General features: G+C 33.9%; 10 protein-coding genes. 5 read left to right on the top strand and 5 right to left on the bottom strand.

Translation table 11 applies throughout. The features are described 5' to 3' along the window. Positions 1-98: 98 nt before the first annotated feature. Together ABF281_RS08235 and ABF281_RS08230 are read right to left on the bottom strand one after the other, a co-directional pair. Positions 99-1133 carry a chorismate-binding protein gene (locus ABF281_RS08235; protein ID WP_347181198.1) on the bottom strand — a complete coding sequence of 345 codons (1035 nt, stop codon included), beginning with the start codon at positions 1131-1133 and terminating at the stop codon, positions 99-101. Between the two features lie 8 nt (positions 1134-1141). Next, a complete protein-coding gene (locus ABF281_RS08230; protein ID WP_347181197.1) occupies positions 1142-1555 on the bottom strand; it encodes a PaaI family thioesterase in 414 nt (137 codons plus the stop codon). Between the two features lie 79 nt (positions 1556-1634). On the opposite strand from ABF281_RS08230, the gene ABF281_RS08225 reads away from it, so the two are divergent. Then, positions 1635-2150 carry a hypothetical protein gene (locus ABF281_RS08225; protein ID WP_347181196.1) on the top strand — a complete coding sequence of 172 codons (516 nt, stop codon included), beginning with the start codon at positions 1635-1637 and terminating at the stop codon, positions 2148-2150. Here ABF281_RS08225 and ABF281_RS08220 read toward each other — a convergent pair. Both ABF281_RS08220 and ABF281_RS08215 read right to left on the bottom strand, forming a co-directional pair. Next, positions 2147-3073, bottom strand: coding sequence for a GYDIA family GHMP kinase (locus ABF281_RS08220; protein ID WP_347181195.1), 927 nt, complete (start codon positions 3071-3073; stop codon positions 2147-2149). The genes ABF281_RS08225 and ABF281_RS08220 overlap by 4 nt on opposite strands. Continuing rightward, on the bottom strand, positions 3073-4344 hold the full coding sequence (locus ABF281_RS08215) for a hydroxymethylglutaryl-CoA reductase, degradative (RefSeq protein WP_347181194.1): 1272 nt from the start codon (positions 4342-4344) through the stop codon (positions 3073-3075). The genes ABF281_RS08220 and ABF281_RS08215 overlap by 1 nt, the downstream gene beginning before the upstream one ends. 153 nt (positions 4345-4497) lie before the next feature. On the opposite strand from ABF281_RS08215, the gene ABF281_RS08210 reads away from it, so the two are divergent. From ABF281_RS08210 to ABF281_RS08195, 4 genes are all read left to right on the top strand, one after another. Continuing rightward, positions 4498-6267 (top strand): hypothetical protein, encoded by a 1770-nt coding sequence (locus ABF281_RS08210; RefSeq protein ID WP_347181193.1) that lies wholly within the window; start codon positions 4498-4500, stop codon positions 6265-6267. A 10-nt stretch (positions 6268-6277) separates the two neighbouring features. Continuing rightward, entirely contained in the window at positions 6278-7585 is a 1308-nt protein-coding gene (locus tag ABF281_RS08205) for a DUF5723 family protein (protein ID WP_347181192.1), read from the top strand. Between the two features lie 72 nt (positions 7586-7657). Next, entirely contained in the window at positions 7658-9436 is a 1779-nt protein-coding gene (locus ABF281_RS08200) for a peptide MFS transporter (protein WP_347181191.1), read from the top strand. Positions 9437-9472: 36 nt separating this feature from the next. Next, complete coding sequence (locus ABF281_RS08195; RefSeq protein WP_347181190.1) at positions 9473-10006, top strand: DUF255 domain-containing protein; 534 nt, start codon at positions 9473-9475, stop codon at positions 10004-10006. Here the strand turns inward: ABF281_RS08195 and ABF281_RS08190 are convergent. Continuing rightward, positions 10003-11964, bottom strand: a complete 1962-nt coding sequence (locus ABF281_RS08190) for a ComEC/Rec2 family competence protein (protein ID WP_347181199.1) — start codon at positions 11962-11964, stop codon at positions 10003-10005. The genes ABF281_RS08195 and ABF281_RS08190 overlap by 4 nt on opposite strands. Positions 11965-12141 lie beyond the last annotated feature (177 nt).

Here is a 12141-nt window from a genome sequence, read left to right as displayed (position 1 = left end):
GCTATAGACGAGTGTCGTTTTTTTATTTGAGCACAATCACATTTGTACAAAAAATATAAAAAAGAACAACTGCATAATAAGCACAAAAAAAAAGCATCCTAAAATACGGCTTTTATAATATTACTTTTAGCAATTGTTTCTTCCCATTCTTTCAACGCATCACTATGGGCTGTCACCCCTCCTCCTATATATAATTTGGCCTCATCTCCTTTCATCTGAAAACACCTCAAATTGACAAAAAGAGAAGTTTCATCAGACATATTGATCATTCCTAAATACCCACTATAAAAAGACCTATGATGATTTTCATGGTTAAGAATAAATGTTTTACTCAACTGTTTAGGCAACCCACAAACTGCTGGTGTAGGGTGCAACAACTGAACCAAATTAGCCAAATCTTTAGCCTGAAATAAGTGTCCAGAAATATTTGTTTTTAAATGCAATAAACTTCCCGCTCTAACTGTCTCCACAGCTGAAAACCGTAAATCTTTAACTACATGCTTCAAATGTTTCTTGATGAAACTTGATACCATTTGTTGTTCCTCTATTTCTTTAGATCCCCAAGAAGGATTAAGATCACCATTAAAAGACTGAGTACCGGCTAACGCCATCGTTTTAAACGAGTTACTTTTCACCCTTAATAAAGTTTCTGGAGTGGCCCCCATCCAGAGACCTACTTTTGGATGGTACCAGACATAAACATAAGCATTCGTATATTTATTTAACAACCTATTATATACAGTCATCAAGTCAAATTTGGGAACCAACACGTTTTCACTTCTAGAAATCACAACCTTGGTCAACTTGGTCTCTTTTATGGTTTCAACCGCTTTCTTGACTATTTTTATGTGTGACTTCTGTTCTTGCTTTAGGGGAATCGATTTACTGCCCTCTGATTTGACATCAAAAACCTCTATTTTATCTTTAAAATAGAGATCTGGCTGTATCAAGTAGGCGGTTTCATCACTGTTAAATGGAGCAAACACATATCCTGATTTTGTAAAGTCATTAAATTCTACCAGATCATTGGTCTGTTGAATCATCACGTTTACCATAGATTCATTGGGATTCTTAAAAGCAACAAAAGGTTTTTGAGCTTTAAAAGCAATCTCTATTTGTTCTGAATATTTCAACTTTAATTTTACTTTGAGATGATGATATTGGTTATTTTGCACATTGAAATTAAAGCACCATCCTCATCAGTAACAGCGATTTGCCACAAATGAGTAGTTCTTCCTTTATGCACCAGACTAGCCTTTGCAGTTACTATCCCATCTTTTTTGCTTTTAAGATGATTCGCAGAAATTTCTATTCCCTTAACCGTAAATTTTTCAGTATCAATAAACAAAAAAGAGGCAGCACTTCCAACACTTTCTGCCAAAGCAACGGTAGCACCACCATGTAAAATTCCTATAGGCTGATGGACGGTTGAATTAACTGGCATCGTTGCAACCAAATAGTCACCCCCTATTTCAGTATACTCTATACCTAGAGTTTCCATGAGTGTAGATTTTCTAAACTGATTTAATTGCTCTAATGCTTTTTCAACATCCATTTGTATTTTATTTTAATTCCTGTAAAATTACATATTTATTGAGTTTTATAGCTACTTTTGTAGGGATAAATTAGTAGAAATGATATACAAAATAAGAGTTGTTTTAGATACAAAAGAAGATATTATCAGGACACTACTTGTTGATTCTTCAAACAGTTTGGAAGAACTACACAAGTTAATAGCAAATGTGTTTGGGTTTAATGGTCAAGAAATGGCATCGTTTTATAGATCTGACGACGAATGGAACCAAGGAGAAGAAATCCCTCTATTCGCCATGGATGATACTCCTAATGCTTTGAGCATGACCAACACAACCATTGAACAAAACATTGAAGATCCAGAAGAAAAACTTATCTATGTCTACGACTACATGAATATGTGGACATTCTATTGTGAACTTTTGGAAGTCTCGGAAACAACTACAACAGAAATACCCAAATTAATTCTATCCATCGGTAACACTCCTGATCAAGCTCCTGAAAAAGAATTTAAAGCTGAAAAAGAGAACAAAGAATTTGAGCTTGACCAAGATGAATTTGAAGATAATTTTGACGAGTTCGAAAACTTAGACGATATCGATTTTGATAAATACTAAGACAAGATCAAATCTTGATATGACAGAATGGTTTCATAACCTTTTGCTTCAAAGTATGAAAAAACATACTCTCTTTTTCCAGTAACCAATACAAAATCACCACCCCAAGCGCCCAAACTCTTGATTGATCCTTTAAAATTCTCAAACAACTTTGCTTTGACCGTTTGGGTTTCTAACAATTTAGCAACCAACGCTTCATGCTTGTTGAGCAACTCCGAAAATTCTTTTATTGTTTTGGCATGCACCAATCTACGTGTTAAATCATCAATAACCTCAATGAATGGTTCTTTACTCGTTTCTAGAGATCGATACATATTGATCCCTTCTTTGCTATCTTGTTTTTGATTTAAATAGACAAAAAACAATTCCTCTTTAAACTCAGGACTAAAATCTACCGTAGTAATCACTTTGTGACCCTTTTCTCTTTGGTAAGTAATGGCTTGATTATTTTGTGCACAGGCAATATCATATCCACTACCACCAAAAGAATTTTCTAACAATTCAAAGGCATCTATATTGGCCCATAGTGCAATATTATTAATAAGAGTTGAAGAGGTTCCTAAACCCCAATGATTAGGAAAATCAAGTGAAGTTCTGACTTCTAACCCTTCAGAATCTTTAAGAAAATTAGGGTTAAGATTTTTCGCGGCGATTAAAATTTCTTGGAGTGTGTTTGCTATTCTATTTCCATCATCTTTAAGAGAAGTACAACGAATGATCTCAAAATCCTCAAAACCAAACTCAGCTTGAAACCAACATTCTTTTTCTACAGTATAGCTTTTCCAAAAGATGCTTTTGTTATCAGAGGAAAACACCTCTAATGATTGTCCATATACCGTTGGCAAAGCTAATGAAATGGCACCATCTAAAACCAAATACTCTCCGGAGATCAATAGTTTTCCATTGCTATAATATTTTTGCATTAGGCCCTTAGTGTTTTTAAAGCATCAGCAACACCACTGTAACTTACGGTTTTTCCTGACAATTGTTTTGTTATGTTTTGCTTTTCTTCCTGACTAGCCTCCAATTGATTAAGAATATTCACCAAGTGCATTTTCATATGTCCTTCTTGAATCCCTGTCGTCGTTAATGCTCTTAGTGCCGCAAAATTTTGAGCCAACCCAGCAACAGCAATAATTTGCATTAATTCTTTAGCTGATGGGTTTTGTAACATTTCTAAGGACAATTTGGACAGAGGATGTGTACTTGTCAAACCTCCAACAGTTCCTAATGCTAAGGGTATTTGAATAGAAAAAGTAAATACACCATTCTCTATGTCACACGCTGTCAAACTCTTATATTTACCTGAGCGAGCGGCATAAGCATGTACACCTGCCTCAACAGCTCTAAAGTCATTACCTGTCGCAATCACTACCGCATCTATTCCGTTCATCACCCCCTTATTATGTGTAACAGCCCTATGAGGGTCCACATTCGCAATATCTACAGCTTGCTTCATTTTCTTAGCAAATAGAAGGCCATTGGTAGGATGTAGCTTTTCAACTTCACAGCTAACTTCAGCTTGAACCAAACACTCAGGGATATAATTCGAAAGGATACTCATCACAATTTGAATATCTTCTTTCTCGAAATTTTGAGCCATTGCCTCTAAGCAAGAGTTGATAAAATTAGCTCCCATAGAATCTTTGGTCTCAAAAGTAACATGAAGCTGATAGTAATCTTTAAGCTCATCTGTCTTGTCTCGTAACTCAATTTCCAATATCCCCCCTCCACGCTTTCGCATGTTCTCGGTTATGGTCTCAGTTGACTTTAATAAATCTGTTTTTTTACTCAAAAAATAAGACTCTAAATCTGTCTTACTGCCCCCATACATAAAATGTACTTGACCTACTTTAACAGTACTCAACACAGATGCTCTAAACCCTCCTTTATCAGACCAGAACTTACCGACCAAAGAAGCGGCTGCTACCACAGAACTCTCTTCTATAGCCATCGGAACTACGTAATGTTTTCCATTAATCACGAAATTTGGAGCTATACCGTAAGGCATGTAATAGTTAGAAATCGTATTTTCGATAAAGTCATCGTGTAACTGCTGTAACTTTTCATCAGAATTCCAATACAGACGCAAGATTTGATTTGCATCTTTATTTCCTTTTAAAAAAATTTCAGACAACCATTCTATTTTCTGTTCCTTAGTAAACTTTGAAAAACCTGAGACTAAATTTGACATATTTTATCTTGACTATAATAAATAATAAACAAATATAGCACCCTTAACTTGAAATACTAGAAACAAAACATTTTGTTCCTGTTTTTTTTGAAAAAAAACCACAAGACAGATTTAATTTTCTAATTTTGGAGCAGATTTAACAAATAGTTACTTATGAAAAAATTTGCACAAAAAACAAGAATTCATCTTCTTGTATTAGTAGTCATCAGCTTGAACATCACAAGTTGCTCTGAGTCTTTTGACACCTCCTTTTTTGAAAAAGAAATCGAATCACCAAGTTTAGCACTTGGCCTAAAGATTGGCCATTCTGAATACACTGCATCTGCATTATTTGAAGAGATAGGCGATGATCTGAGTGTTGGTCGCTATGATGACAATGGTAAATCGCTGATTAGCTTCAACTACTCTCAATCCATTAATTCTGATGGCAACACCGACTTTGTTAAGGTAGAAGACCAAACATTTACCGGAGATTTTAATTTATTAGAAAACACAGGGCTTGTAGGAAATGTTGCTTACGTAACAGGTATCATTACAGATGACAAAGCATCTAAGTCTTTTCAAGAGAATCAAACTTTGGACTTGGAATATGAATTGACTGCAGCTAACTTTTCTGAGGGTACTTTCAAAATCGCTTTGGAAACAACAACTGAAGCTCAAACTGAAATTGAATTTACCATCCCATCTCTGACAAGAAAAAGTGACGGAGGGAGCTACAACAAAAGATTTGTATTAAACAACAACATTGGTACCGATATAACAGAGATTGAAGTTGACTTGATTGATTACAACTTTGATTTTAGCTACGATATTTTTAATCCTAGTTCTCTTAATTTATTCAATACCATTGCAATACAACTCGATGCTGTTATTACATTTGAAGCAGGAGACAATGTGAGTGATGATGACAAATTAAGCTATACCATTGGACTGAACACTCCAAAAGCCAAAACAGCTTATGGAGATTTTAAAGAAGCTAGCTTTAACATAGAGAATGAATCATTTGATTTAGATTTTTTTAATGAACTTGGAGATGGAAATATTTCTTTTGAAAATCCAACTTTAAAAATTACAGCAACTAGCGGTTATGGATTTCCAATTGGGCTAACACTTGAAAGTATTTCTTCTACCGATGGAATAACAACCAATAATTTAGCAATCACAGATGCATCTCCTAATGACGATCAGATTGAACCAATCAATGGGAATACGATGAACCATTATGCTATTATCAATGGTAATACAAACAATGGAGAAACAATTTCTTCTGTGATCACTCTCAACAACGAAAACTCAAACTTAAAGGACTTGTTAAACGCAAAACCAAGTCAATTCAACTTGAACGTGGTTGCGGGTGCAAATCCGAATAGTCCAAACAACAATAGTAATTTCTTTGATGTTGACCATACTTTAGGTCTGGATATCGATGTGGAATTACCGTTGTACGTTACTTTTGATGGACTAACTTTTAACCCTAACCCTTTTGAGTTTGATGCTGAAAGTGTTGACGAATTAGAGGAAAACTTAAACTCTTTAGACTTAATATTGCTAACAAGAAACTCAATTCCATTGTCTGGTGAAATCAATTTGGACTTTTTAGACCAAAATGGAAACATTCTTTTTTCTAAACCTGCTTCACTTATGGAAGGAGCTCCCGTTGATGAAAATGGATTTTCAATCTATCACCTTGATGAAAACGGAGCACTAAAACAAGATTCCAACATTATCGATCCTACCACTACAACGGTCAAATTAGATACTGACAACATAAAAGATTTGAAAAACATAACTCATATACAAGCGGCTATAGAATTTAACACGACAGATGTTGAAGCTGCCAAAATACAAAGCACAGATAAAGTACGATTAGATTTATCTCTTGTGGTAGATCTTAGCATTAATGGAGATGATGACAACAACTAAAAAAAAGACAATGAAAAATTTAATAAGAATTATTACCATAACTGCTTTCACTGTCTTACTTACAAATAGTGCAAAAGCTCAAAGCCAAATCTCTTTTTTTCACCTAGGAGATTATGTTCAACAATCTATCGATGTATCTCCAGTTTACATCCCAAAGAACTCGTTCTCTTTTGGATTGCCTGGAGTGTCTATCTCCTCGAATTTAGGATTTTCACCTTCAGACTTACTTACAGAAATACCTGGCTCAAATAAACTTGAGTTAAATTATGGAAATGTAAAGAACAAAGTTGAAGGAGACGATATCAATACCTCCGTAATAACAAATTTTAACATACTTAACCTAGCTTTTAAACGCAATCACGGTTCCTTATCTTTCTTTGTAAATCTAAAGAACAATACAAATTGGGGAATGAGTAAAAACGGTCTACTAAACCTACTTGATGATGGTTTAGCCAAACCTAACAATACCATATTATTGAATGATGATATTCATACGACTACATATGTAGAAAGTGGGTTTGGATTTACACAACAATTTCTAAATGATAAATTAGCAGTTGGAATTAGGGTTAAATACTTATTGGGAATCAATGATGGAGCGACAAACAAAGATGGTGAAGCACAAGTTGACATCAATAATGACTACTCTTGGACCATAAATACTAATAATGCTTATGCCATGAGCGCTGGCTACAATGGTGAAGATATAGAGCATATATCATTCAAGAATGCTGGAATTGGATTTGATATTGGTGCTAGTTATGAAATCATTCCTAATTTAGTCATTGAGGCTGCGGTAAACGATATAGGTTCCATAACATGGAAAGATAATCTTAGAGAATATTATTTAGAAGATGTCAGTAATTTAGAATATGTAGGAACTGATTTGAACTCAGACAATGATGTCTTAGAAGAATTAGAAAAACTGACCGAAGAGGGTAACCTAGAGGTTGGTGAAAGAGAGGGAGAAAGCTATAAAACATCATTAGCAACTACCTCCTATGTCTCTGGTAGTTACAAACTATCTAAAATTCATCAATTTAGAGTAACTGTATTTAATAATCACCAATTTACAGATAGAGAATCTGTGGTCGCTCTAGGATACAATGTTGATTTGAAAAACACCACATATGGTCTCGTTGGAATTAAAAATGATCAAGGAAAGATTGATTACGGATTAAACTTAGCGACCAAACTAGGACCATTACAATTTTATTTAGCAACAGACAACTTTAATAAGATATTTGGACCCCTCGAAGATATCAACCAATTGTCATTTAGAACAGGAGTTAACTTTGTGTTTGGTTATAAAAAATAATTTAAAAATAAACTCAATAAAAAAAGCTGCCAATTGGCAGCTTTTTCTTATTTTCAATGATAAACTTATCATATGGAATTTTCTTTTGGAGGTAGTGAAACCAATCAGAGAACTGTGCTTGGACATCCTTCCGGGCTCTTCGTTTTATTCTTTACGGAAATGTGGGAACGTTTTTCTTTTTATGGAATGAGGGTACTCTTGGTCAATTTTTTAACCATGGCTATTACTGGTGTAGACAACCCTGGATGGGGATGGAATGCTGAACAAGCGGGTGCCCTATTTGGGACCTATGCTGGCTTTTTATACCTAACACCACTACTAGGAGGAATCATTGCTGATAAAGTCACCGGCTACAAATGGGCAGTAATCATTGGGGCTACAATTATGACTTTAGGACATGTATCTATGGCTTTAGAAAATGAAACATCCATGTATCTAGGATTGACTCTACTTGTTTTAGGTACTGGTTTTTTTAAACCCAATATGACTTCTATTATTTCCGAAATGTACACCAAAGCCCCAAAAAAGAAAGACGGTGCATACACCATCTATTACATGGGAGTCAATGCTGGAGCATTTTTTGGTATGATGCTTTGTGGTTATTTAGCAGAAACTAAAGGATGGGCTTATGGCTTTGGGTTAGCTGGTATATTTATGCTTTTCGGAACGATCCAATTCTGGTTATCCTCTCCTTTATTTGGTAAGATAGGGGAAGTCCCAAAGAAGCAATCGACAATCGAAAATAAGAAAATCATCAAAGCATCTGTTGGTCAGACAAACCCATTCACAACTATTGATAAAATTTTAATTTTAATCTGCTCTATTGTGGGACTTCTATATTTGTTAGATGACCCCAGTTCGAAAATTGCGAACATTAACCTTTTACCCTCTACTCTATTCGTTGATAGTGTATCTGGTGCAACACAATCTATTCTTTTAGCTTTAGGTGGGTTTCTGTTTTTGATCATCAGTAGAATTTTACGTTATGAAAAAGTAATTAGAGATAGAATGATCGCTTTAATTGTTTTTGCAATTTTTACAATCTTCTTTTGGATGTCTTTTGAACAAGGAGCCACTTCATTGATTATTTTTGCAAGAGACTATACACAAAGAGAATTGATTGGAAACTATGCCATAGCTTATAACCTAATCAATACACTATTAACTATAATACCATTAGCTATTATTTCTTGGGTCTTGTTTTTACTTTACAAACAAACGCATCAGCTAATCAAGACCTCAAACATTATTTTGATCATTAGTTTTCTTGTAATCTGGACAATTGTGGGAGGTATGATATACGATCAGTTTAGATCTGAAACAACGATTGTCACTGTATCTTGGTTTAGCACGCTAAACTCCTTTTTCATTATTGCCTTTGCTTCTTTATTTTCAAAATGGTGGGAAAGCAAATACAATCCAACATCAGCTCAAAAATATAGTCTAGGGTTAATTTTACTTGGAATTGGTTTTGCATTCTTAGCCTTTGGAGCGCAAACGATACCCTCTGGTACTGTAGCAGGAACATTTAGGGTTAGTATGATTTGGTTAATTTTAGCTTATTTATTTCATACTTTAGGAGAACTTTGTCTTTCACCTGTAGGACTTTCTCAAGTTAGCAAACTAGTCCCCGCAAAAATGATTGGCTTCATGTATGGAATGTGGTTTTTAGCCATTGCCATTGGTAATAAGATAGCAGGGTCTTTGGGTGGAAAAATAGAATCCATCACAAATGAATACAACCTTAGCACCTTCTTTTTAATCTTTACTTTGGTACCTATATTTGCCGGATTAGTTGTCGCTTTACTGAATAAAAAATTAATTAAATTGTCTCACGGCATCGATGCTTGATTTCTTTACACTTTGCCTAAAATAAAAAAACATCACATGAAGTTTATCAAAATCATACTCGTTTTTATTACTTTTTATAGTTATGGAAATCCTCTTATAAATCCTCCAGCTGATCAGATTCATTGGATGAGTTTTGAAAAAGCTATTGAACTTAATAAAACCAATCCAAAACCTATTTTAATAGACGTGTACACTGAATGGTGTGGTTGGTGTCATAAAATGGACGCCAATACTTATTCAGAAAAAATCATTGTAAATTATATAAACACCTATTTTTATGCTGTAAAATTAGATGCTGAACAAAAAGAAAGCATCTTTTACAACGATCATACTTTTAAATTTATTCCAAATGGTAGCAGCGGCACACACGAATTGGCATCCGCTCTTCTAAATGGAAATTTAAGCTACCCTTCAACCGTTTTTTTTAACAAAAATCAAGAGTTAATCCAAGTTGTGCCTGGCTACTTAAAAACACCTATTATGGAAAAACTTCTTCATTACATGGGAGAAGAAATATACCTAACAAAAGATTGGGAAGAGTTTGATAAAGAATTTAACAGTAAAACCTAACCCATTCTGTAAGCTCCTTGATCTGAAATAATATAAAAGGGTATGTTAAATTTCTCACAAGTATCTATCCATTTTACCTGATGGTACTTATAATTAGAATTATCAATAATTATAGTTTTAGGTCTTAAAGAGATTATCATCCTTTCCATGTTTATCTTCGGATTGTTACTAATAATGAATACCATTCCTTTTTTAGATAGCAAGTCGTAAGACTTGGTTTTGTTAACCATCAGATAGGTCACACCTTTAAAAGCAAATACTTCATTAGTATCACATATCAATTCTTCAATATTATTTTGGAATCGATTTTCTTTTAACAGCAATGAATCTTTGTGATTTAGAATTGACTTCCCAAATATTCTTAATTTTTTAGCAGTTTGAACTGTGACCAAACTAGGTCCGTAATTGTTATACAAAAGCAGTTCTTCTTTTGTATATATTGTTTCTACTATGAACATGAGTTGACAAACGATGCACAAACAAAAAAAATGAGTAATTTTTTTATAGGAAATAGAATTGGCTAGATACCAAACACCATAAAGTAAAACATAATAACTTAACACATGAGTGATTCTGATTTCAACATCTTTCAGAATCCATTGAGAAAGAGATGAAAAAAACTGTATAACTTGTAGATAAAAAGAAATAAAATTATCGTACCAAACTTCTAGGTGAACACTCTGCACATTGATGATCACTTTAATCAGCACAAGAATACCACCATATAATACCACGGGTAACAATGAGACCGCAAAGAAATTGGTAAGTAAAAAGTGTAATGGTACTTGATGAAAATAAAATAAGGTAAGACCTAAAACTCCTAATTGTGCAACAAAAGACACCAATAATATATCCACAAAATAAAGGATTACCTTGATCTTTAGGGTTACATGCTTTGAAAATAAAGGGTAAAAAGTTACAATGGAGATGACAGCAAAATAACTCAATTGAAAACCAATGTCAAAAATGTAATTGGAATCAAATAAGAGTAAAATTAACATTGAGGTCACTAAGGCCTCAAAGACCAATCTGTATCCCTTTTTTAATTTTGTCAAAGTAAAAAAACTAAACATCAACACTGACCTTACCACTGAACTAGACAAACCTGAAAAAACAGCAAAACTCCACAAACAAATCAAGACCATACAGACGTATACATAGTTGCCATATTTTAAGCGTTTCACAAAACCAAAAGTAAATAGAAGCACAAAGTACAAAATCCCGATATGCATCCCCGAAATCGCAATAATATGAACAACCCCTGAATCTGTAAAAGAAGTTTTTATTTCTTGAGTAACACTACTTTTGTCTCCTAATAACATCGCTTTCATCAACACTACTGTGTTGGTTGATAAATTTGACTCTTCAAGAGTTTTTGAAAGTGATGACCTAAACTTTTGAAGCGTAACCAACAAAGAATTATCCTCACCTAACTTAACATAACGTCCTTCTAATTTTATTTTTGCGTAGACATGCTGTCTTATTAGATATCGTTTATAATCAAAATCATAGGGTGAAACTGGAGCGTTGATACTCCTTAGAGTTGTTTTACAAACAAAAACATCTCCAACTTTTAAATCATTCTCGACAGAAAGTGGAAATTCAATTAGGACCTTACCCTCTACTTGGGTATCATTGATCATATGTAATTTTCCATAAAAACGCTCACTTACCTTCGTACTTTTTAACTGCCTACAAATGGTCAGTTTTGCTGTAATCGACTGATCAATAAATCTAAAATAATGACTCTCCTTTGATAAATCATTATTATACAGCTGAGAAAACCAGCTCATGCACATACCAAACATGCAAATGAGTATAAAGTAAAAGAGGTGCGAAAAATATTTATGCATCATAAAACGATGTAATAAAAACATCAACACGATTATGACCAACAAATAAACAACAAGAAATCTTAAACTTCCCTGTGGAAATAGAATCCCCAAAAAAACACCCATCAACAACTGAAAAGGTATGTAACTGACCAACAACTTCATAGCATTATGAAGTTAGTCTTTTTTTTATTTTAAAAGAGCTGATGCTAATTTATCTGAGGCGCCTACTCCCCCTAATTTTTTATGCAAAGCTTCATAATCCAATAGCATATTAGACCTACCATTTCCTTGCAAAATTTT

Source organism: Wenyingzhuangia sp. (genome assembly GCF_039768515.1).
Taxonomy (GTDB): domain Bacteria; phylum Bacteroidota; class Bacteroidia; order Flavobacteriales; family Flavobacteriaceae; genus Wenyingzhuangia.
The sequence above is the reverse complement of the archived record's forward strand: the minus strand, read 5'-3'. Positions and strand labels throughout refer to the sequence as shown.